Consider the following 20,815-nt stretch of genomic DNA (forward strand, 5'->3'; position numbering starts at 1 on the left):
ATACAGTTTCTTCATCAACGGGTTGACGAAACGCCAGCCGATGGTCGTGTCATAGATTTCGGCCTGACGCGAGAACGCGCTGGTCGCCTTACCCATAACAAACGGCGCGCGGCTCATGCTTTCCACACCGCCCGCCACCATCAACGCGGCCTCGCCCGACTTGATGGCGCGCGCGGCAATGCCGACGGCGTCCATGCCCGAACCGCACAGACGATTCACCGTCGTGCCCGGCACGCCTTGCGGCAAACCGGCCAGCAACAGCGACATGCGCGCGACGTTGCGGTTATCGTCACCGGCCTGGTTCGCGCAGCCGTAGATCACGTCGTCGATCGCGTTCCAGTCGACGTCTTTGTTGCGCTCCATCAGCGCTTTGAGCGGCACCGCGCCCAGATCGTCGGCGCGCACCGACGACAGCGATCCCGCATAGCGGCCGATGGGGGTGCGAATCGCGTCGCACAGGAATGCTTCGGTCATGTGATGTCTCCAGTTGATGTGCTGCGTGCGCCACGCCACGAGCGGATTGCCGGCGTGGCGCGGGCTGGATGCACGGATGCACGGATGCGCCGGCCCGGCGTCCCGCAAGAGAATTCGAACGCGACGGGAAGCGGCTGCAAAGCAGCCCTCACGTCAGATCAGCTTAACGCAGATGATGAACAGCGGGTTCGAGATTCGGGAAATTTGTTCTTTATACGAACATACGGTCATATATCGAACAACTAGCCTCGATAATAGGCGCGCGGCCGAAACCATGTCAAGCGCGGCCACGCCGGCACCAGGGAATACGTGCAGGCCGCGAAGCTGGTCGAAAAGGATCAGACGATTGACGCGCTCATGCCGGCGCGCCTGTGTTCACGGCGCCGGCACGAGGCTCGAGGACAGCTCAAAGACAGCTTGGGGATCGCTGGAGGATGGCCCGGAGAGCGCTCCGGGGTCCGCGACTACCGGATCTGGATGTTCTCGTCCGCGACATAGCTGCGGATCACGTCGGCAAAGCTGCGCTCGCCGCTCAACCCCAGCCTTTCGGCGCGCGACGTATCCCACCGGCCCGGCCAACTGCCCACGATTTTTTCGACCCGCTCATCCCGCTCCCAGACGATGCGCGCGGCGGCGGCGTCGCCCGCGACTTCGCGCAGCGCGGCGACCATCTCGTCGACGCTCACTGAAATGCCCGGCAGGTTCAGCACACGCTGGTTGCCGAGCGCGGCGGAGTCGAGTTCGAGTCCGGCGATCAGGCTCTCGATCGCCTTGCGCGGCGACAGCAGCCACAGGCGCGTCGAGCCCGCGACCGGGCACACCGCCGCTTCGCCGTTCAGCGGCTCGCGAATGATGCCGCTCGCGAACGACGAAGCCGCCGCGTTCGGCTTGCCCGGCCGCACGCTGATGGTGGGCAGCCGCAACACACGGCCGTCGACGAAACCACGCCGCGCGTAATCGTTGAGCAGCAACTCCGCGATCGCCTTCTGCGCGCCATATGACGACTGCGGATTCAACGCCGTATCATCCTGCACGACCTCGGGTAACGCGCCGCCATACACCGCCACGGAGCTCGTGAACAGCACACGCGGCCGGTGGCCACGCTGCCGGCACGTTTCCAGCAGCAGCCGTGACGCATCCAGATTGATGCGCATGCCGAGATCGAAGTCCGCTTCGGCCTGCCCGCTCACGATCGCGGCCAGATGAAAGATCGCCGAAGTCTGGTCGTCGATCACGCGTTCGAGCACGCTGCGCTCGGCGATGTCGCCGACTTCCGTGCGTACACGCTTGTCGTCGAAATTGTTGGCTTGCACTACGTCGAGCAGCACCAGCTCGGTAATCGTTTGCGGTGTGCCCTGCTTGTCTTTCAGGGAACCGCGCGCGAGCAGTTCACGCGCGAGACGCTGGCCGAGAAAACCCGCGCCGCCGGTAATCAGTACTTTCATGATGGGTTGTGTCCTTGTTAGCGGTTCGCGTTCAGATACGGTTTGAGCCAGCCGAGACCGGCCGAGGTGCCTGCGCGCGGCCGGTATTCGCAACCGATGTAGCCGTCGTAACCGAGCGAGTCGATCAGGTCGAGCAGATACGGATAATTCAGCTCGCCCGTGTCGGGCTCATGCCGTTCCGGCACGCCCGCGATCTGAATGTGGCCGATGCCCGCCATATCGCGTTTGAGTTTCACTGCAAGGTCGCCTTCGACGATCTGGCAGTGATAACAGTCGAACTGCACCTTGAGGTTCGGCGCGCCGACTTCCGCGCAGACCGCTTGCGCTTCGTCCTGACGGGTCAGAAAGAAGCCCGGCATATCGCGCGTATTGATCGGCTCGATCACGACCGTAATGCCTTCGGCTTGCGCGGCCTTCGCGGCATACGCGAGATTGTTCAGATACACCTCGCGATGCTTCGCGCGCGGCTGATCCGCGCCGATCAGGCCGGCCATCACGTGCAGCTTGCGATTGCCGATCACGCGCGCGTAGTCGAGCGCCATTTCGATGCCGCGCCGGAACTCGTCTTCGCGTCCCGGCAGCGAGGCAATGCCGCGCTCGCCAGCGGCCCAGTCGCCAGGCGGCGCATTGAAGAGCGCTTGCGTCAGACCGCTCGCCACAAGGCGCGATTTGATGTCGGCAGCGGGGAAATCGTAGGGGAACAGAAACTCGACCGCCTCGAAGCCGTCTTTCGCTGCGGCGGCAAAACGGTCGAGGAACGCGTGCTCGTTGTACATCATCGTGAGATTGGCGGCGAAGCGAGGCATGGCAGCAACTCCTTGAAAACGGTGTGATCCCGCGCGCGGCAGCGACTCATGCCGCACGCGCATATCGATTTATCGGTTGACCAGCTTGGGCGGCGTGAGCCACGTGGCAATCGCGCCGATCACGAGCATGCCGGCCAGCACGTACATGCCGGTCTGCGTGCTGTGGGTGAGGTCCTTCAGATAGCCGATCATGTACGGGCTCGCGAAACCCGCGAGATTGCCGATCGAATTGATGATTGCAATGCCGGCCGCGGCGGTCGCGCCCGACATGAACGCGGTCGGCAACGACCAGAAGAGCGGCGCGCAGGTCAGCACACCGGCTGCGGCCAGCGAGAGAGCCACGATCGAGACCACCGTGTTGTCCGCGAAAGAAGCCGCCACCGTGAAGCCGATCGCACCGAACAGCGCCGGCACGATCAGATGCCAGCGGCGCTCACGGCGCTTGTCGGCGCTGTGGCCCATCAGATTCATCACGACGATCGCGCACAGAAACGGAATGGCGCTCAACAGGCCGATATTGAATGCGCCCGTCACACCGGTCGATTTCACCAGCGTCGGCATCCAGAACGTCAGACCGTATTGTCCGGTCACGAACGCGAAATAGATCAGCGACATCCACCATGTACGCGGATCGCGGAACACCGCGCCGACAGAATGTTTCTGCGCCTTGTCCCGCGGTTGCGCAGCGGCGATTTCATCGGTGAGCAACTGCTTTTCGCGTTCGCTCAGCCACTTCGCGCTGGAAATGCCGTTGTCGAGATACAGGACCGTGGCGATACCGATCGCGATGGCGGGGATCGCTTCGATCAGGAACATCCACTGCCAGCCCGCGAAACCCGAGCTGTTGTGGAAGGTCTGCATGATCCAGCCGGACAGCGGATTGCCGAAAATGCCCGACACCGGAATCGCCGACATGAACACTGCGATAATCTTCGCGCGCCGATGCGACGGAAACCAGTAGGTCAGGTACAGGATCACGCCGGGATAGAAACCGGCTTCGGCGAGACCCAGCAGGAAACGCAAGATATAGAACTGCATCGGGGTCTTCACGAACACGAACACCGCCGAGAGCAAGCCCCACGTAATCATGATCCGCGCGATCCAGATGCGCGCGCCGATCTTGTGCATCAGAATGTTGCTCGGCAACTCGAACAGAAAGTAGCCGATGAAGAACACGCCGGCGCCGAGGCCGAACACCGTTTCGCTGAACGCCAGGTCCTGCGACATCTGCAGTTTCGCGAAGCCGACATTCACGCGGTCCAGATAGGCGACCACATAACACAGCATCAAAAACGGCACGATGCGCCAGAACACCTTCTTGTAGGTGTGCTCGATTTCAGCGGCGCCGGGTTGTCCCGCGGCGGCTGTAACCGGGCGGCTGGATTCGGCCTGATATGAGTTCATGCATTGTCTCCTTGAATGGATGGCCCGACGCGGCGCATCGCGCGCGGCCGGGCTTTGTTTTGTCGGCTTCTTCTACCAGCGCGCTCCGAACACGCTGCGCAGTTCTTCGAGTGCGGCTTCGTCGAGCGGTGTGGGCCGTGGCTGGGTCATCAACCACAAACGCGCGGTTTCTTCGAGTTCTTCGAGCGCATAGGCGGCTTGCGCCACCGAACGCTCCCACACCACCGGACCAAGACGCTCCAGCAGCACGGCGCGAACGCTATCGGCGAGCGCGGCGATCTGCTCGGCGACTTGCGGATCGCCGGGGCGCTCATAACGAATCAGGGGGACGTGGCCCACTTTCATTACGTAATACGGCGTGATGGGCGGCAGCACGTCGGTTTCGCGCCAGACGCCCGCGAGCGTCAACGCGACCAGATGCGTCGAATGGGTATGGACGATGCCGCGCGCTTCGCTATTACGCGCATAGATGCCGCGATGCAGCGCCAGCGTTTTCGACGGCCGGCCGCCTGACATTGCGTTGCCGGCGAGGTCTACCTTGGCGATGGCGGCGGGATCGAGCCGGCCAAGACACGCATCGGTCGGTGTAATCAGCCAACCGTCGTCGAGCCGCGCGCTAATGTTGCCGGCCGTGCCCACCGTGTAGCCGCGTTGATAGAGACTCGCGCCGGTCACGCAGATTTCTTCGCGAACGCGCGCTTCATTCGTCGTGTGAACTGCGGGCGCGCCACTCATTGCACATCTCCGTCCAGATGCCGCAGCGCCTTTTCGAAGAAGTCCGTCGTACCGAAGTTGCCGGATTTCAAGGCGAGCGCAAGCGGCTCGGCGCCGGTCGTCGCGGTAGCCGGCACGCCGGGATCGATCTGCGCGCCGATCCGCAGCGTGTGCACGTCGAGCGCCTGCACGACCGCGCCCGAGGTTTCGCCCCCCGCCACCACGAACTTGCGCACGCCACGCTCGCGCAAACCACGCGCGATCGACGCCAACGTGTTTTCGACCAGATGCCCCGCTTCGTTCACACCGAGCTGCCCTTGCACTGCCTTGACTTCGTCGGGCGTCGCGGTCGCATAGATCAGCATGGGCTCGGCTTTGTCGAGGTACGGCTGCGCAAAGGCCAAAGCCTGTTCGACCACGGCTTCGCCGCGCGCCGCCGCGAGCGGATCGATGCGAAACGCGGGCCGTGTGGCGCGCCACTGCGCCACCTGGGCATTGGTCGCTTTCGACGCGCTGCCGGCCAGCACCGCGGACAAGCCGTCGACTCGCGGCAACTGCGCGGCGTCCGCCTGTTCCGCCAGCAAACCCGCGCGGCGAAAGTTGGCAGGCAAGCCCAACGCGACGCCCGAACCGCCGGTGATCAGCGTGAGATCGGCGCAGGCTTCGCCGAGTACGTAAAGGTCAGCGTCGGACACCGCATCGGCAATCGCCATGCGCACGCCTTCGTTGCGCAATGTATCGAACCTTTCGCGCACCGCCGACACGCCTCGCGCCACGGCGTCATAACGCACGAGACCGACTTTCGATCCGGTCTGACGTTGCAGCACGCTCACGAGGTTCGCATCGCGCATCGGCGTGAGCGGATGATTTTCCATGCCCGACGCGTTGAGCAACGCGTCGCCGACAAACAGATGGCCGCGAAAGATCGTGCGGCCGTTCTCGGGAAACGCGGGACACGCAATCGTGAATGCGCCGGTCGTGCTGTCGGCGGACAACGCGTCGAGCAGCGCATCCGTCACCTGGCCGATATTGCCCGCGTCGGTCGAATCGAAGGTCGAGCAGTATTTGAAGAAGAACTGGCGGCACCCTTGCGCACGCAACCAGTCCAGCGCGGCAAGCGATTGCGCGACCGCGTCGGCGGCGGGAATGGTGCGCGATTTCAGCGCGACCACCAAGGCGTCGGCCTCGAGCAGGTCATTCGATGCGGGCACGCCGATGGTTTGCACCGTGCGCATACCGCCGCGCACCAGCATGTTGGCCAGATCGGTGGCGCCGGTGAAGTCGTCGGCGATGCAGCCGAGCAGCGCGCGTTTCGTAAGTGTCGTCATGGCGCTCCTCCTGCTTACTTCGCCGCCGGCACGTCGATGCCGGGGAAAATCTTGATCACCGCGGAATCGTCTTCACCACCGTGGCCGGCCGAAGACGCCATCATGAACATCTGATGCGCCGCCGCCGACAACGGCAACGGGAATTTCGAGCGGCGCGCGGTATCGAGCACGAGGCCCAGATCCTTGACGAAAATATCGACGGCCGAAAGCGGCGTGTAGTCGCCGTTGAGAATGTGCGGCACGCGGTTTTCGAACATCCACGAATTGCCCGCGCTGTGCGTGATGACCTCGTACAGCGCATCTGGATCGACGCCTTCGCGCAAGCCGAGCGCCATGGCTTCGGCCGCCACCGCGATATGCACGCCGGCCAGCAACTGATTGATGATCTTCACCTTCGATCCCGCACCGTGCCCGGAACCGAGGCGGTACACCTTGCCGGCCATCGCGGCCAGCACGTCCTCGCAGGCGGCATAGGCCGCCGCGGGGCCGGACGTCATCATGGTCATCTCGCCGGAAGCCGCGCGCGCCGCGCCGCCCGAAACCGGTGCGTCGAGCATCTGCAAACCAGCGGCCTCGATCCGCTTGCCGAGTTCGATTGCGAAGTCCGGCGCCACGGTCGCACTGGCGATCACCACGCCGCCCTTTTTCATCGCGGCGAGCGCGCCCTGCTCGCCGAACAGCACGGCTTCGGTTTGCGCGGCATTCACGACCAGCGTGACGACCACCTCGCACTGCGCGCCGAGTTCGGCCGGTGTCGCGCAGCCCACACCACCTTCAGCGACGAACGCATTCAGGATCTCGCTGCGCAGGTCGCACGCGTGAACCCGAAAACCCGCGCGCAGCAGCGAACGCGCGACACCCAGGCCCATTGCACCAAGACCGATGACACCAACATTTCTGGACATGCTTGACCTCTATGAATTCGTTGAACACCCGGGCCTGAATCCGGGCGCTGAGTCTGAGCACTGAAGCTCAGCAAATCCCCGCTTCCGCGAGACGCCGTGCCGCGTTGTACATATGCGTTCGTGCCGCATTGCGCGCCGCCATCGGATCGCCGGCCCGAATCGCGGCGGCGATCGCGGCATGCTCTTCGCGCACCTGACGCGAAAAGTCCTCGCGCAACGCTTCGTTGCGGCGCGTGACGACCGTGCCGGCCTCGAGGTACTGGTTCAGGAACGTGAGGGTTTTGAGGAAATACGGATTGCCGGTGGCCGCGGCGATCGCGCGATGAAAGGCGACGTCTTCAGCCACGCCGTCCTCGCCTTCGGCCACGGCTTCGTCGATCTTTGCGAGCGCCGTGTCGATCGACACCATGTCAGCGTCGCTGCGGCGCATGGCGGCTTCCGACGCGACTTCCGCCTCGATCGCCCGGCGCAACGCGAGAATCTGCACCACCGAGCCCGGCTCGACCGCTTCCGCGTAATCGATACGCAACGGCCGGATCGCACCATGCGCGGCGATGAACACGCCGCTGCCCTGGCGCGGTTCGACCACACCCTCGTTCTTCAGCCGCGAGATCGCCTCGCGGATCACCGTGCGGCTCACGCCGAATTGCTGCGCGAGCACGGCCTCGGTGGGCAGCTTGCCGCCGCGCTTGAAGGTGCCTTTGTCGATCTGCTTCAGCAGCTGTTGCGCGACCGTGTCGCTCAGCGCTCGCGCAGGAATCTTGTCGAACATCCATGCCTCGATTGATCATGTTATCGGGTCATCATACAAATTTTCGATGCAGCCTGCATCCATGCAAACCCTGGCATTTTTGAGCATCAGGCGGCGAAGTTGGCGAAACAGAAGGCTTAAGCTATCGTCACGCCTTTGCGCCGCATCGTGCCGGGTGAACCGGCGCGGCGCGTGCCCGCCCTTCCTCGAACGCACCTTTCAAGGTCCATGAGCCCAGCCCTGCCGCCGTCTTCCGCCGTTCCCGCCAGCGCCGAACCGGCCCCGGACAAACCGGGCGACTCCTATGTGCAGTCGTTCGCGCGCGGCCTCGCCGTGATCCGCGCGTTCGACGCCACGCGCCCCGAACAGACGCTCACGGATGTCGCCGCCGCCACCGGCCTCACGCGCGCCGGCGCACGCCGCATTTTGCTGACGCTGCAAACGCTCGGTTATGTGGAAGCCGAAGGGCGCCTCTTTCGCCTCACGCCGAAAATTCTCGACCTGGGCTTCGCGTATCTGACCTCCATGCCGTTCTGGAACCTCGCCGAGCCGGTGATGGAGCAACTGTCGGCGCAGGTTCACGAGAGCGTCTCGGCGGCCGTGCTCGATCGCACCGAGATCGTCTACGTGCTGCGCGTGCCGACGCACAAGATCATGACGATCAACCTGTCGATCGGCAGCCGCTTGCCGGCGTATTGCACGTCGATGGGCCGCGTGCTGCTCTCCGCGCTCGACGAAGAAACACTCGAGGCGACGCTGAATTCGGCGCCGCTATACGCGCACACGCCGCGCACGGTCACTGACAAGGAAGAGTTGAAGAAGCTGATCGCGCAGGTTCGCCGCCAGGGCTGGGCGATTGTCGATCAGGAGTTGGAGGGTGGATTGATTTCGCTGTCCGCGCCGATTCGCAACCGGCAGGGGCGCGTGATCGCCGCGATGAATATCAGCGGCAATGCGCAGCGCAATTCGGCCAGGCAGATGGTGAAGGCATTTCTGGAGCCGCTGCAGCACGCCGCGCAGAACGTCTCGGAGATGGTGGCGAGGCGCGGCTGACACTAATGGACTGACTGACGGGCGCCGCGCGATGCCGGCGCTCTGTCCGATCGATCAATCGATCGGCTGTTCCGCGGTTTCCTTCAGCATCGACACCGCGATCAACGACACTACGACGCAGGCCGCCACGTACCCGGCCGGCGCCAGCTTGCTGCCCGTCAGCTTGATGAGCCACGTCGCAACCAGTTGCGCGGTGCCGCCGAACACGCAGACACTCAACGCATAGGCGATCGAAATGCCGGTGGCGCGCACGCGCCGCGGAAACGACTCGCACATCAACGCGAATTCAGACGCCGAGCCCATCGAATAGAACAGCAGCATCAGCGCGGTCAGCGACATGATGACGGGCAACTGCGGAAAGCGGTTGATCAGCATGAAAGCCGGAAACAGCAGCAGCACCAGCACGCCGCGTCCGAACAGGATCGGCCGCTTGCGGCTGCCGATCCGGTCCGACAGCATGCCGAACAGCGGGCACGTAACCAGCATCACGAAGCCCGAGGCGACGCCCACCAGCATCGACAGCGACATCGGCAGGCCGAGCGTGTGGATCGCGTAGGTCGGCATGTAGAAGGTCAGGATATAGGTCGAGACCGTGCCGCCCATCACCGTCAGCGTGATCAGGATCAGCGGGCGCAGATGCTGCGTGAAGAGTTCGTGCAACACGCCGCGTTCGATCGCGTGGCTGTGCGCGCTGGCCGCGTCGTCGGCCAGACGGCGGCGCAGGTACATGCCGACCGGCGCGATCAGCACGCCGAGCAGGAACGGAATGCGCCAGCCCCAGCTTTCCAGCGATTCCTTCGGCAACGCGCCGGACAGCGCTGCGGCGATGCCCGAGCCCATCAGCGCCGCGCCGCCTTGCGTGGCCAGTTGCCAGCTCGCACGGAAACCGCGCCGCGTGCCGCCGCCCTGTTCGAGCAGCGTGGAGGTGGCCGCGCCGAACTCACCACCTTGCGAGAAGCCTTGTACGAGACGCGCCAGCACGATCAGAAGCGGCGCCGCAAGACCGATTTGCGCATAGGTCGGCGCAATCGCGATCAGGCCGGTGCTCACCGCCATGAGCATGATGGTCAGATTCAGCGCGGCTTTGCGGCCCTTGCGGTCCGCGTACACGCCGAGCATGACGCTGCCGAGCGGGCGCGTGATAAAACCTGCCGCAAAGGTCGCCACGGAGAGCAGCAACGAAGTAGTCGGGTCCGCCGACGGGAAATACAGCTTGCCGATGATCACGGCAAAAAACCCGTACACGGTGAAGTCGAAGAACTCGAGCCAGTTGCCGATCACCGCGGCGGCAATCGCGCCGCGGCTGGTGGATTGGCTCGCCTGAACGGCGTGGCTCGCATCGGTCGTGGTGTTCATCGCGTGGTCTACCTCGTCGTTATGATTGTGCGGCTGGCCGATTGCGGTGCGGCTTGCTGGGTCACTGCGGCGTCACTTCGGCGTTACTGCGGCGTTACTGCGCCAGATAGCGCTCCACCAGCCGCGTCCAGAACGCAGCGCCGACCGGCAGATTGCGGTCGTTGAAGTCGTAGTGCGGGTTGTGCACCATGCAGCCGTCTTCGCCCGCGCCGTTGCCGATCCGCAGAAACGTGCCCGGCCGCTTCTGCAGCATGAAGGCAAAGTCTTCGCTTCCCATCAGGATGTCGGTTTGCGCGACCACCTTGTCGTTGCCGACCAGTTCGCGCGCCACTTCCACCGCGAAATCCGTTTCGGCATCCGAATTGACCACGACCGGATAGCCTTCGATGTATTCCACCACCGCCTTGCCGCCATAGCTCGCCGCCTGGGTTTCGGCGAGTTCGGTAATACGCTTCTTCAACAGTGCGCGCACTTCGGGGCTGAACGAGCGCACGCTCAGCTCCAGCTTCGCGCTGCTCGAAATCACGTTGTTCGCGGTGCCCGCATGCATGGAGCCGACCGTCACCACCGCCGGTTGCGACGGATCGACATTGCGCGCGACGATCGTCTGCAATGCCATCACGATGCTGGCCGCCACCACGACCGGATCGACCGTCAGATGCGGACGCGCCGCGTGCCCGCCCACGCCTTCGATCGTGATGATCGCCTTGTCGCCCGCCGACATGAACGGCCCTTTGCGGAACAGCAGCACGCCCGGCTCCTCGCCGGGATGGTTGTGCACGCCGAACACGGCGTCACACGGAAAGCGCTCGAACAGGCCGTCGTTGATCATCTTCAGCGCTCCGCTGTCGATGCCGCTCTCCTCGGCCGGCTGGAAATACAGGTGCACCGTGCCCGAAAAGTTGCGCGTGGCCGCGAGGCGTTGCGCCGCGCCCAGCAGCATCGTGGTGTGCCCGTCGTGGCCGCATGCGTGCATCTTGCCGTGCGTGCCGCTCGCATACGGCAGACCGGTTTGCTCGATGATCGGCAACGCGTCCATGTCCGCGCGAATGCCAATGCTGCGCTTGCCGTCGCCCACCTTCAGCGTGCCCACCACGCCCGTCTGACCGACGCCGCGCGTGACCTGCCAGCCCCATTGTTCGAGCTTGTCGGCGACCAGGGCGCCCGTCTGGTGCTCCTCGTAAGCCAGCTCCGGATGGTGGTGAATGTGATGGCGAATCTCGCGCAGGCTCTCGGCGGCAGGCACCAGGTCGGACACTTCGGTAAAACGCGCGGCTTCGCTCATCTCTATGGCTCCAGGGGTTCACGGCCGCGTCAAAACGCGGCAAACAGGCGAGCACTATAGCCACGCCGTTTTGTTCGAATAAGATGCTGTTTTTTTCACCCCGATTAACAAACGTTATATACGGGATTACCCGAATGAAACTGCAGCAGTTGCAAGCGTTCGTCGCCGCCGCCCATCACCGCAGCCTGCGCGCCGCCGCGCGCGAGCTTGGCGTCACGCAGCCGGCCGTCACGCATACGATCCGCGAGCTCGAAAGCGCGCTGAACGCGGAATTGATGGTGCGCAGCGTACGAGGCATCGAACTGACGGCTTGCGGGCTCGCGCTGCTGCCGCGCGCCGAACAGTTGCTCGGCGACATGCGGCGCACGGTGGAAGCCGTCGAACAGGTGAAGGGAGAACTGGCCGGCAGGGTTAGCGTGGGCACCATGCCGTCGATTGCGCTCACAGCGCTGCCGCACGCGGTCTCGAAGTTTCGCCGCGCGATGCCGCTCGTCAATCTGCATCTGGAAGAAGTGACGATACCGGACGCGGTCGCGCGTTTGCGCAATGGCGCGCTGGATATCGCGGCGATCCACCACGTGCAGGCGCTGGACAGCGACCTGGTGCAAGCGCCGCTCTACTCCACGCAGTTCGTCGTCGCCATGCGCGCCGGGCATCCGCTCGCCAACGTGACGCGCCTGCACGAGTTACTCGATGCGGAGTGGATCGTGACCGTGGGCGCCGATCACTTCCCCCATAGCGTGATGATGGCCATGTTCAACGCGCACGGCTTGCCGGTGCCGAAGCGGCTGGTGCGGGCGCCGTCGTCGTTCGCGGTGACGCTCGGGCTGGTGTCGCAAACCGACGTGATCGGCTGCTTCACGCGACCGCTTGCGCAAATGGTCGCGCCGCTCGGCATCCGCGTCGCGCAGATCGAAGAGGCGCTGCCGAATTACGATCTCAGCATCATTTCGCGGCGCGATCTGTTGCCGACACCGGCCGTACTTCAGTTCGTAGCGTGCTTGCAGGAAGCGACGCGGGAACGGATGGCGGCAGCCGGATAGTACGGCTTACTGAACGTCGGCTTCCGCTTTCAGAAACGCGATCAACGCGTGGCCCGCCTCATCCAGCGTGCCGGAATTGTCGATCGTGGTGCAGCGCACGCCGTCCGGCAGCGAGAACGGCGCGCGGCGCGCGAGCCGCGCCGCCACCTGTTCCGCCGATTCGCGCGCCCGCGCGCCGAGCCGGGCTTCGAGAATATGCGGCGCGGCGTCGACGTGCACCACTTCCGTGTTCGGATAACGCGCCAACGTGTGCTGCAAATGCTGACGCGAGCCGTTGACGACCACCGTGCAACCACGCGCCAGCCACGCATCCAGTTCGATACCGATGCCATAGCGCAGCGAGTGGCTGGACCATTCGAGCGCGAACAGACCAAGCACGGAGCGCGCGGCAAACTCTTCGACGCTCAACGCCACATGCGCTTCGCCGTTGCCGCTCGGCCGCGTGATATAGCGGTGCGCAAACAGAATCGGCTCGCCCATCAGCCGCTTGCGCGCGAACTCCAGCAGCGAGTCCTTGCCCGCGCCGGACGGCCCCATTACATAGATCAAACGACCTGTCATTGTCATTACACCTCGCCGGTCTGGAAGGGCACACGTTGCCACAACACGAACGGCTCTCCGGGCGCCGGTTCGACGAAGAGCGCAGCATGATCGACAATCAGCGGCCCAAGCGCGGGCGTGCGCGCTTGCCACCATGCGACCAGCGTGGCGCGCTCCTTCGCGTCGGCGAGCGAACTGGAGAGCGTCATGTGAAAACGGAATTCGTCGAGCACGTACGGATAGCCCCATTCGATCAACAGCGCACGTTGCCGTTCGCTCAGCGGCGCGGCCAGTCGACGCGAGAGATCCGCGGCCAACGGCCGTGCGCGCAACGCATCGAGCGTGTGCAAGGCACTCGTGGCCACGTCGCGAATGTGGGATTCGCCTTCTGCATCGGCTGGCCGCAGCGCAACGAAATCGCCAAGCGTTGCGGCTTCCACCGGCAGCGCGAATGCGCTTTGCGTGCGCGCCCATTCACGCGTGGCGTGCAATACGTGTGCCTGTGTCACGCCTTCGGCGAGTCTAAACGGCGCGACCAGTGTGCCGTGCCAGCCGTAGCGGCGCGGTGCTTCAGTCAACGCCGCGAGCGGTCGCGTCAGTTCCGGAGGTTGCGGAGCCTCGCAGCACTCGCCGCTTTCCGCGTCGCGCGCAAGCCACGCCGAACCGGCCTGCCACCACGCCGATTCACGCGCGGGCGCGTAATACACGGCGAAACGAGCCTCGGCGCCCCAGGCCGCGCCGGTCATAGGTCGTGCTCCACCAGCAGTTGCACGCGGTCCGCGGCAAAGTGGGTGAAGCCGTATTTGACCGGCGTGCCCTGCAGATCCACATCGACGTTTTCGACCCACAGCACGGGCTGCTGACGGTTGATATTCAAACGCCGTGCCACCTCCGGTTCGGGCAGCACGCTGCCGATGCGGCTCCACTTGCGCAGATAGTCGTTCACGCCGAATTCCGCCATGGCCTTGGTGATGCTGCCGGTACGCTCCAGGACCTCCGGCAAGTCCGCGAACCGCGCCGCGGGATACCAGTTGCGCGCGAAGGTGAGCGGCACGCCGTCGGATTCGTGCAGCGATTCGATCCGGTAGACCGGCGCACCGGCCCGCAGACTCAGCGCCTTGGCAACGCTCGGCTCGGCCTTCACGCGCGCGGCCGACAACATCGTGCCGGCCGCCGCGTGATGCTGCTGGCGCAGGTTTTCCGTGAACCGCGTGCGGCGGCCGATCGTATAGTCAATCGCGCCGGGTTGCACGAAGGTGCCACGCCCCTGCTCGACGCTGACGAGGCCCAGCGCGGCAAGACCCAGCATGGCCCGGCGCACGGTATGCCGGTTCACGTCGAAGCGTTTGGCCAGTTCGCCTTCGCTCGGCAGACGCCCTTCTTCGCCGAAACCGCTGGCGGCGATTTCCGCCGCCAGGATCTGCTCGATCTGCCGCCACACGGCAACGCCCGCGCCGCGTTCGAGCATCGTGCCCGGCGTCGCGTTGTCGTTCGATGTCATGGTGCTGTCATTCCCTTGGGTTCAAATAATCGCTATGACGTGCATTGTAGTGCGCAAGCCGTGATGGAAATGTGAAACGGCGGGTATGCGCCACACGGCTCGACAGCATACCCCTAAACGTCTAGACGTTTAGATGAATAGATGGTCAAATGTTGATTCGCCGGAACAACAGGACATTCGATGAGTGCCACTTCCACCTCGCCTTCCACCGCTCTGCCCTCGTCGGCCCGGCGCGCATGGATGGCCGTGCTGGCCCGCACGCCGCGCGCCGATCTCGAAGCCGCGCTCGAACGCGCCTTGCAGGGCATCCCCACTCCAACGTATGACTGGCTGCGTCCGCCGCAAATCGGCCTCGCCATGGTGCGCGGACGGATCGGCGGCAGCGGCGACCCGTTCAATCTCGGCGAAGCCACGGTCACCCGCGCCACCTTGCGTTTGCGCGCGTCGGCCGACGCTGACGCGACGGTTGGCGTGGCGTGTCATCTGGGCCGCGACCGCCGCCGCGCCGAACTGGCGGCGCTGGCAGACGCCCTCTTGCAAATGCCGGCGCATCACGCCGTCTTGCATGAGCAACTGATTGAGCCGTTAGCCGCGCAGCAGGCCGCGAAACGCGCCGGGCGGCAACAGGACGCCGCGGCCACGCGCGTCGAATTCTTCACGATGGTCCGGGGCGACTAATGGGAAACTCACAGATTGCATTGTCTAGCGCGTTGACCGACTTAACGCCAGGCTTCGCCGATCCGGTGCACGACACCCAGGCGGTGTTTCGCACTTTGCTCGATGCGCTGTCGCGTCCGGGCACGGTCGGCGTGATCGAGAACGTGTTGCCCGAAGTGCGAGCCACCCGCGCGGACCTTGCCGCCTTCGCCGCGCTGCTTGCACTCTGCGACTACGCCACGCCGGTGTGGCTCGCGCAACCCGATACGGCGCTCGGTTCGTCATTGCGCTTTCACACCGGCGCGCCGCTCGTCGACGAACCCGCACAAGCCGCCTTTGCCTACCTCCACGACGCCGGCACGTTACCGCCGCTGGAGAGCTTCACGCTTGGCGCAGCGGAATCGCCCGAACAGTCGGTCACGCTGTTGATCCGCGTCGAGGCGCTAACGGGTGGCGCGCCAATCGTGCTGAGCGGCCCGGGCATCCAGCACACCGCGACGATTGCTCCAGTCGGCCTGCCCGAACGTTTCTGGCGCGAACGCGCCGCCCTCGCTCCGCTCTTTCCCTGCGGTGTCGATTGTTATCTCGTCTGCGGCGCACGCCTGATCGGCCTGCCGCGCACAACTCAAGCGAAGGTGAACTGATGTACGTTGCCGTCAAGGGTGGAGAACGCGCGATCGAAGCGTCGTGGCGTCTGCTCGACAAGGCACGCCGCGGCGACACGCGGCTAGCCGAACTCAGCGTCGCGCAGATTCGCGAACAATTGCGCCTCGCGGTAGCGCGCGTCATGACCGAAGGTTCGGTCTACGATGAAGGCCTCGCCGCGCTCGCCATCAAGCAGGCCGCCGGCGATCTGGTCGAAGCGATCTTCCTGCTGCGCGCGTATCGCACCACACTGCCGCGCTTCGGCTACACGCAACCGATCGATACCGAAGCGATGCAGGTGGAGCGCCGTATTTCAGCGACCTTCAAGGACGTGCCCGGCGGCCAGTTGCTGGGCGCGACTTACGATTACACGCAGCGGCTGCTGGATTTCGCGCTGCTCGCGGATGGCGATGCGGCGGCAAGCGCGAAGTCGTCTTCGAGTCAAACTGCCGGCTCTGAAGTTGAAGGCATGCCCCGCGTCGTTACCCTGCTCGACAAGGAAGGTCTGATCGAACAGGAACGCCCCACGCCGAACGCGCCGGAACCCGGCGACCTCTCGCGCGAGCCGCTCGCCTTTCCGGCAAGCCGCGCCACGCGTCTGCAAAATCTCGCGCGCGGCGACGAAGGCTTTCTGCTCGCCATGGGATACGCGACGCAGCGCGGTTACGCGCACTCGCATCCGTTCGCGGGCGAGATCCGCTTCGGCACGATCGCCGTGGAAATGGAACTCGACGAGTTGGGCGAAGCGGTTGAAATCGGCGACATCGACATAACCGAATGCCAGATGATCAATCAGTTCGCCGGCAGCGGCGCCGTGCCGCCCACCTTCACGCAAGGCTACGGTCTCGCGTTCGGTCACTCGGAGCGCAAGGCAATGGCGATGGCGCTCGTGGATCGCGCATTGCGCGCCGAGGAACTCGGTGAAACGCTGGCCTCGCCCACGCAAGATATCGAATTCATGCTCTCGCATAGCGATAACGTCGAAGCGTCCGGGTTCGTGCAGCATCTGAAACTGCCCCACTACGTCGACTTTCAGTCGGAGCTGGAACTCGTGCGCCGTTTGCGCGCGCAGCACGCCGCGCAGAGTCAGGATCAGGGCATCGAGCAACGCGCGGATCAAACCAACGGTCAGCAGGAGCAGGCAGCATGAACGCGCCCGACACATCCCACGCCAACGCCTCGTACGACAGCGCGGCCGACGGCTACAACTTCGCGTACCTCGACGAGCAGACCAAACGCATGCTGCGCCGCGCATTGCTCAAGGCGGTGGCCGTGCCGGGTTATCAGGTGCCGTTCGCTTCGCGTGAAATGCCGCTGCCGTTCGGCTGGGGCACCGGCGGCATTCAGGTCACCGCGGCGATCATCGGCCGACAGGACACGCTGAAGGTGATCGATCAGGGCTCCGACGAAACCACCAACGCGGTCAACATTCGCCGTTTTTTCGCGCGCACCACCGGCGTGGCGACCACGCGCCGCACGGTCGAGGCGACGATCATCCAGACCCGTCACCGCATTCCCGAAACACCGCTCACGGACAGGCAGATTCTGGTCTATCAGGTGCCGATGCCCGAGCCGCTCTTTCGCCTCGAACCGCGCGTCGCCGAGTGCAAGAAGCTGCATGCGCTCGCCGATTACGGCCTGATCAGCGTGAAGCTCTATGAGGACATCGTGCATCACGGCAGCATCGCGACCACCTACGACTACCCGGTGATCGTCAACCACCGTTATCTGACTTCGCCTTCGCCAATTCCGAAGTTCGACAACCCGAAGATGCACATGAACCCCGCGCTGCAATTGTTCGGCGCCGGCCGCGAGCGTCGAATTCACGCGATTCCGCCTTACACGCACGTGCGCAGCCTCGACTTCGACGATCATCCTTTCGAAGTGCAGAAGTGGCAGCACGCCTGCGCGCTATGTGGTTCGACTGGGAGCTTCCTCGACGAAATGATCGTCGACGATGCGGGCAAACGCATGTTCGTCTGCTCCGACAGCGACTATTGCCACGAACGCCGCGGCGACGAAGAACCCGAGTTGCCGTTGCGCGCCGCGCGCGAGGGAGAACACGCATGACGCCGCTCCTCGCCGCCCGCTCGCTCACCAAACAATACGGCGGCCGCAATGGCTGCAGAAACGTCAGCTTCGACCTGTATCCGGGCGAAGTGCTGTGCATTGTCGGCGAATCAGGTTCGGGCAAGACCACGCTGCTGAACACGCTCGCGCTCAAGACCGCGGCCGACAGCGGCTCGCTTCACTACACGGCTACTCACGGCGACCAGCTCGACCTGCTCGCCTTGTCCGAACCACGCCGCCGTTTGCTGATGCGCACCGAATGGGGCTTCGTTCAGCAGAATCCGCGCGACGGACTGCGCAGCGGCGTCTCGGCCGGCGCGAACATCGGCGAGCCGTTGATGGCTGTCGGCGCGCGCCACTATGGGGATATCCGCTACGCGGCCACGCAGTGGATGGAGCGCGTCGAACTCGATTCCTCACGCATCGACGAATTTCCGGCGGCGTTTTCGGGCGGCATGCAGCAGCGTTTGCAGATTGCGCGCAATCTCGTCACCGGTCCAAGGCTCGTCTTCATGGATGAACCGACCGCCGGCCTCGACGTATCGGTGCAGGCGCGCCTGCTCGATCTGCTGCGCACGCTGACGTCGACGTTGCATCTGTCGGTGCTGATCGTCACGCACGATATCGGTGTCGCGCGTTTGCTCGCGCACCGGTTGATGGTCATGCAAGGCGGCGAAGTGGTCGAGGCGGGACTGACCGACCAGGTGCTCGACGATCCGCAGCACCCGTACACGCAAACGCTGGTTTCCTCGGTTCTGCCGGTTTGAGGTTCACAATGCGATCCATTGAAACAAGCACTGAAGCGCGCGCCGCCGAGCACGCATTCGTCGACAACGCGGCGCTGATGCTGCGCGCGGTCGGCATCGGCAAGACCTTTGTGTTGCACGGCCAGGGCGGCGTGCGAATCGAAGCGCTGGCGGGCGTCTCGCTCGAAATCGAGCGAGGCGAATGCGTGGTGCTGGTCGGGCCGTCGGGTGCGGGCAAGAGCACACTGCTGCGCTGCCTGTACGGCAACTATCTGGCGACGAGCGGCTTGATTGCGATTCGCGACCTTGGAAACGACGGCCGGCCCGTATCGATCATCGGGGCGGAGCCGCACGACGTACTGCGCCTGCGCCGAAGCGTGGTCGGTTACGTGAGCCAGTTTCTGCGCGTGATTCCACGCGTGCCGACACTCACGCTCGTGGCCGAACCGCTGCTCTCGCGCGGCGTGCCGGAAGACGAAGCACGCTCGCGCGCCGCTGCGCTACTCGCCAGATTGAACGTGCCTGAAAGACTGTGGTCGCTCGCGCCCGCCACGTTCTCAGGCGGCGAACAACAGCGCGTGAATATCGCGCGTGGTTTGATTGCCGAGCACCCGCTGCTTTTGCTCGACGAGCCGACGGCCTCACTCGACGCCGACAACCGCGACGTGGTCGCCGACCTGATCGTCGAAGCGCGCGAGCGCGGCGCGGCGATCGTCGGCATCTTTCACGACGAAGACACGCGCAACAAGGTCGCCACGCGCCGCCTGGAACTGAAGCCGCCGCCGCGTCACTGAATGACACAAATCGGGCGCGCAACGGCACTACACTGACGCATGCGGCCCCAGTGCGTAAAAAGCCCACACTCAAGTCTGACTGACTACGGAGCAAGTCGATGTTGATCAGGAACGCTCGCATCGTGACGCGAGACGAAGTATTCACCGGCGTGGTTCGCGTGGAAGACGGCGTGATCCGCGAAGTCGAGCGCGGCACGACCGCGGCGCGCGAAGCCGAAGATTGGGACGGCGACTATCTGTTGCCCGGCCTGATCGAACTGCACACGGACAACCTCGAGAAGCATCTCGCGCCGCGCCCGGGCGTGCAATGGAATACCGATGCGGCCTTCGTGATTCACGACGCCCAGGTGGCCGCGGCCGGCATCACCACCGTATTCGATGCGCTCGCCATCGGTTCGCGCACGAACGTGGGATTGCGGGGCCGCGATCTGCAAACGCAATGCGCCGAAGCGCTCACGCGCTTCTCCGAGCGCAAGCTGCTGCGCGCCGAACACTTTCTGCATCTGCGCTGCGAAATCGCCACCGCCGACGTGGTAGAAGTGTTCGATTCGTTGTGCGCGCATCCGTTGCTGCGGCTCGCCTCGGTAATGGATCACACGCCCGGTCAGCGTCAGTGGCACGACCGCGAACAATGGCGCCGCTTTCAGGAACGCAACGGCAAACTGAGCGACGAACACGTGGCGACCGCGCTCACCGAACTCTCGGTCGAACAGGCACGGTACGCCGACGCGCACCGCCGCGAGATCGTGGCGCGCTGCAACCGGCTCGGCATTCCGGTGGCAAGCCACGACGACACGCTGATCGAACACGTCGAACAGGCCAAAGCAGAAGGCATCGTGCTCGCGGAGTTTCCGACCACCCGCATCGCCGCCGAAGCCGCGCGCGAGCACGGCATTTCGACCATCATGGGCGCGCCGAATATCGTGCGCGGCGGCTCGCATTCGGGCAACGTGTCGGCGCTCGAACTGGCACGAGCGGACCTGCTCGACATCCTGTCGTCGGATTATGTGCCGTCGAGCCTGATGACCGCCGTGTTCGAGCTGGTCGATGAGGCCGGCTGGACGTTGCCGCGCGCAATGGCAACCGTCTCCGCCGAACCGGCGCGCACCGCCGGCTTGCACGACCGGGGCGCGATCGAACCGGGCTTGCGCGCGGACTTCGTGCGCGTAACCATGCTCGACAGGCTGCCGGTGCCGCGCGCTACATATCGCGGCGGCGCACGGATCGTTTGAAGGGAAGGCGCTCAAGACCTTGATGGCTCCCCGAACGCGCAGTCCGCGCCTGGTGCATGGTGCCTG

The 20,815-nt window shown here is 64.6% G+C and carries 22 protein-coding genes; 9 read left to right on the forward strand and 13 right to left on the reverse strand.

Annotation, left to right across the window (positions count from 1 at the left end):
* The 8 genes from P0D71_RS34830 to P0D71_RS34865 all read right to left on the reverse strand — a co-directional run.
* Positions 1 to 474: thiolase family protein (locus P0D71_RS34830; protein WP_408483780.1), on the reverse strand; the 474-nt coding region annotated here is incomplete at its 3' end.
* Between the two features lie 464 nt (positions 475 to 938).
* Positions 939 to 1,919, reverse strand: coding sequence for a D-erythronate dehydrogenase (denD, locus tag P0D71_RS34835; RefSeq protein WP_408182189.1), 981 nt, complete (start codon positions 1,917 to 1,919; stop codon positions 939 to 941).
* Between the two features lie 17 nt (positions 1,920 to 1,936).
* Entirely contained in the window at positions 1,937 to 2,725 is a 789-nt protein-coding gene (gene otnI, locus P0D71_RS34840; RefSeq protein ID WP_408299672.1) for a 2-oxo-tetronate isomerase, read from the reverse strand.
* Between the two features lie 69 nt (positions 2,726 to 2,794).
* Positions 2,795 to 4,129 (reverse strand): MFS transporter, encoded by a 1,335-nt coding sequence (locus tag P0D71_RS34845; RefSeq protein ID WP_408483781.1) that lies wholly within the window; start codon positions 4,127 to 4,129, stop codon positions 2,795 to 2,797.
* Between the two features lie 72 nt (positions 4,130 to 4,201).
* The gene (gene otnC / locus P0D71_RS34850) at positions 4,202 to 4,864 is read right to left on the reverse strand and encodes a 3-oxo-tetronate 4-phosphate decarboxylase (protein ID WP_408483782.1); all 663 of its coding nucleotides are present in this window, start codon (positions 4,862 to 4,864) and stop codon (positions 4,202 to 4,204) included.
* On the reverse strand, positions 4,861 to 6,171 hold the full coding sequence (otnK, locus tag P0D71_RS34855; RefSeq protein ID WP_408483783.1) for a 3-oxo-tetronate kinase: 1,311 nt from the start codon (positions 6,169 to 6,171) through the stop codon (positions 4,861 to 4,863). The genes otnC and otnK overlap by 4 nt, the downstream gene beginning before the upstream one ends.
* A gap of 14 nt (positions 6,172 to 6,185) precedes the next feature.
* Positions 6,186 to 7,076 (reverse strand): L-threonate dehydrogenase, encoded by an 891-nt coding sequence (gene ltnD / locus P0D71_RS34860; RefSeq protein ID WP_091802738.1) that lies wholly within the window; start codon positions 7,074 to 7,076, stop codon positions 6,186 to 6,188.
* A gap of 67 nt (positions 7,077 to 7,143) precedes the next feature.
* Complete coding sequence (locus P0D71_RS34865) at positions 7,144 to 7,848, reverse strand: FadR/GntR family transcriptional regulator (protein ID WP_091802741.1); 705 nt, start codon at positions 7,846 to 7,848, stop codon at positions 7,144 to 7,146.
* A gap of 207 nt (positions 7,849 to 8,055) precedes the next feature.
* Between P0D71_RS34865 and P0D71_RS34870 the strand changes: the two genes are divergently transcribed.
* Positions 8,056 to 8,880: an IclR family transcriptional regulator gene (locus tag P0D71_RS34870; protein ID WP_408483784.1), complete on the forward strand. Its 825-nt coding sequence runs from the start codon at positions 8,056 to 8,058 to the stop codon at positions 8,878 to 8,880.
* Between the two features lie 54 nt (positions 8,881 to 8,934).
* On the opposite strand, the gene P0D71_RS34875 is transcribed toward P0D71_RS34870, so the two are convergent.
* Positions 8,935 to 10,236: an MFS transporter gene (locus P0D71_RS34875; RefSeq protein WP_408483785.1), complete on the reverse strand. Its 1,302-nt coding sequence runs from the start codon at positions 10,234 to 10,236 to the stop codon at positions 8,935 to 8,937.
* 94 nt (positions 10,237 to 10,330) lie between these two features.
* Positions 10,331 to 11,521, reverse strand: a complete 1,191-nt coding sequence (locus tag P0D71_RS34880) for a M20 aminoacylase family protein (protein WP_408483786.1) — start codon at positions 11,519 to 11,521, stop codon at positions 10,331 to 10,333.
* A gap of 134 nt (positions 11,522 to 11,655) precedes the next feature.
* On the opposite strand from P0D71_RS34880, the gene P0D71_RS34885 reads away from it, so the two are divergent.
* Positions 11,656 to 12,564 (forward strand): LysR family transcriptional regulator, encoded by a 909-nt coding sequence (locus P0D71_RS34885; protein ID WP_408483787.1) that lies wholly within the window; start codon positions 11,656 to 11,658, stop codon positions 12,562 to 12,564.
* 6 nt (positions 12,565 to 12,570) lie between these two features.
* On the opposite strand, the gene phnN is transcribed toward P0D71_RS34885, so the two are convergent.
* The 3 genes from phnN to phnF are packed head-to-tail and all read right to left on the reverse strand — an operon-like array spanning position 12,571 to position 14,605.
* Positions 12,571 to 13,125: a phosphonate metabolism protein/1,5-bisphosphokinase (PRPP-forming) PhnN gene (phnN, locus tag P0D71_RS34890; protein ID WP_408182375.1), complete on the reverse strand. Its 555-nt coding sequence runs from the start codon at positions 13,123 to 13,125 to the stop codon at positions 12,571 to 12,573.
* Between the two features lie 5 nt (positions 13,126 to 13,130).
* Entirely contained in the window at positions 13,131 to 13,850 is a 720-nt protein-coding gene (locus P0D71_RS34895) for a DUF1045 domain-containing protein (RefSeq protein ID WP_408483788.1), read from the reverse strand.
* Positions 13,847 to 14,605, reverse strand: a complete 759-nt coding sequence (phnF, locus tag P0D71_RS34900) for a phosphonate metabolism transcriptional regulator PhnF (protein ID WP_091802756.1) — start codon at positions 14,603 to 14,605, stop codon at positions 13,847 to 13,849. The genes P0D71_RS34895 and phnF overlap by 4 nt, the downstream gene beginning before the upstream one ends.
* Positions 14,606 to 14,785: 180 nt before the next feature.
* Between phnF and phnG the strand changes: the two genes are divergently transcribed.
* From phnG to P0D71_RS34935, 7 genes are all read left to right on the forward strand, one after another.
* A complete protein-coding gene (phnG, locus tag P0D71_RS34905) occupies positions 14,786 to 15,283 on the forward strand; it encodes a phosphonate C-P lyase system protein PhnG (protein WP_408483789.1) in 498 nt (165 codons plus the stop codon).
* Entirely contained in the window at positions 15,283 to 15,906 is a 624-nt protein-coding gene (phnH, locus tag P0D71_RS34910) for a phosphonate C-P lyase system protein PhnH (protein ID WP_408348062.1), read from the forward strand. Before phnG ends, phnH begins: the two co-directional genes overlap by 1 nt.
* A complete protein-coding gene (locus tag P0D71_RS34915; protein WP_408483790.1) occupies positions 15,906 to 17,057 on the forward strand; it encodes a carbon-phosphorus lyase complex subunit in 1,152 nt (383 codons plus the stop codon). The genes phnH and P0D71_RS34915 overlap by 1 nt, the downstream gene beginning before the upstream one ends.
* On the forward strand, positions 17,054 to 17,977 hold the full coding sequence (locus P0D71_RS34920) for an alpha-D-ribose 1-methylphosphonate 5-phosphate C-P-lyase PhnJ (protein WP_408483791.1): 924 nt from the start codon (positions 17,054 to 17,056) through the stop codon (positions 17,975 to 17,977). Before P0D71_RS34915 ends, P0D71_RS34920 begins: the two co-directional genes overlap by 4 nt.
* The gene (gene phnK / locus P0D71_RS34925) at positions 17,974 to 18,744 is read left to right on the forward strand and encodes a phosphonate C-P lyase system protein PhnK (RefSeq protein WP_408299655.1); all 771 of its coding nucleotides are present in this window, start codon (positions 17,974 to 17,976) and stop codon (positions 18,742 to 18,744) included. Before P0D71_RS34920 ends, phnK begins: the two co-directional genes overlap by 4 nt.
* Positions 18,745 to 18,752: 8 nt before the next feature.
* The gene (phnL, locus tag P0D71_RS34930) at positions 18,753 to 19,517 is read left to right on the forward strand and encodes a phosphonate C-P lyase system protein PhnL (protein ID WP_408483792.1); all 765 of its coding nucleotides are present in this window, start codon (positions 18,753 to 18,755) and stop codon (positions 19,515 to 19,517) included.
* A 98-nt stretch (positions 19,518 to 19,615) separates the two neighbouring features.
* Positions 19,616 to 20,749, forward strand: coding sequence for an alpha-D-ribose 1-methylphosphonate 5-triphosphate diphosphatase (locus tag P0D71_RS34935; protein WP_408299651.1), 1,134 nt, complete (start codon positions 19,616 to 19,618; stop codon positions 20,747 to 20,749).
* The last annotated feature ends 66 nt before the right edge of the window (positions 20,750 to 20,815 follow it).

Source organism: Paraburkholderia sp. RL17-383-BIF-A, from assembly GCF_046028015.1.
Lineage (GTDB): Bacteria > Pseudomonadota > Gammaproteobacteria > Burkholderiales > Burkholderiaceae > Paraburkholderia.

Bases quoted from the DNA above. Each gene is read 5' to 3' on its own strand.
- P0D71_RS34920 (WP_408483791.1), top strand. From the start codon at position 17,054: ATGAACGCGCCCGACACATCCCACGCCAACGCCTCGTACGACAGCGCG.
- P0D71_RS34915 (WP_408483790.1), top strand. From the start codon at position 15,906: ATGTACGTTGCCGTCAAGGGTGGAGAACGCGCGATCGAAGCGTCGTGG.
- P0D71_RS34935 (WP_408299651.1), top strand. From the start codon at position 19,616: ATGTTGATCAGGAACGCTCGCATCGTGACGCGAGACGAAGTATTCACC.
- P0D71_RS34895 (WP_408483788.1), bottom strand. From the start codon at position 13,850: ATGACCGGCGCGGCCTGGGGCGCCGAGGCTCGTTTCGCCGTGTATTAC.
- phnL (WP_408483792.1), top strand. From the start codon at position 18,753: ATGCGATCCATTGAAACAAGCACTGAAGCGCGCGCCGCCGAGCACGCA.
- P0D71_RS34865 (WP_091802741.1), bottom strand. From the start codon at position 7,848: ATGTTCGACAAGATTCCTGCGCGAGCGCTGAGCGACACGGTCGCGCAA.
- P0D71_RS34845 (WP_408483781.1), bottom strand. From the start codon at position 4,129: ATGAACTCATATCAGGCCGAATCCAGCCGCCCGGTTACAGCCGCCGCG.
- phnG (WP_408483789.1), top strand. From the start codon at position 14,786: ATGAGTGCCACTTCCACCTCGCCTTCCACCGCTCTGCCCTCGTCGGCC.
- P0D71_RS34870 (WP_408483784.1), top strand. From the start codon at position 8,056: ATGAGCCCAGCCCTGCCGCCGTCTTCCGCCGTTCCCGCCAGCGCCGAA.
- otnC (WP_408483782.1), bottom strand. From the start codon at position 4,864: ATGAGTGGCGCGCCCGCAGTTCACACGACGAATGAAGCGCGCGTTCGC.
- phnN (WP_408182375.1), bottom strand. From the start codon at position 13,125: ATGACAGGTCGTTTGATCTATGTAATGGGGCCGTCCGGCGCGGGCAAG.
- otnK (WP_408483783.1), bottom strand. From the start codon at position 6,171: ATGACGACACTTACGAAACGCGCGCTGCTCGGCTGCATCGCCGACGAC.
- P0D71_RS34875 (WP_408483785.1), bottom strand. From the start codon at position 10,236: ATGAACACCACGACCGATGCGAGCCACGCCGTTCAGGCGAGCCAATCC.
- P0D71_RS34885 (WP_408483787.1), top strand. From the start codon at position 11,656: ATGAAACTGCAGCAGTTGCAAGCGTTCGTCGCCGCCGCCCATCACCGC.
- phnH (WP_408348062.1), top strand. From the start codon at position 15,283: ATGGGAAACTCACAGATTGCATTGTCTAGCGCGTTGACCGACTTAACG.
- ltnD (WP_091802738.1), bottom strand. From the start codon at position 7,076: ATGTCCAGAAATGTTGGTGTCATCGGTCTTGGTGCAATGGGCCTGGGT.
- denD (WP_408182189.1), bottom strand. From the start codon at position 1,919: ATGAAAGTACTGATTACCGGCGGCGCGGGTTTTCTCGGCCAGCGTCTC.
- phnF (WP_091802756.1), bottom strand. From the start codon at position 14,605: ATGACATCGAACGACAACGCGACGCCGGGCACGATGCTCGAACGCGGC.
- P0D71_RS34880 (WP_408483786.1), bottom strand. From the start codon at position 11,521: ATGAGCGAAGCCGCGCGTTTTACCGAAGTGTCCGACCTGGTGCCTGCC.
- phnK (WP_408299655.1), top strand. From the start codon at position 17,974: ATGACGCCGCTCCTCGCCGCCCGCTCGCTCACCAAACAATACGGCGGC.
- otnI (WP_408299672.1), bottom strand. From the start codon at position 2,725: ATGCCTCGCTTCGCCGCCAATCTCACGATGATGTACAACGAGCACGCG.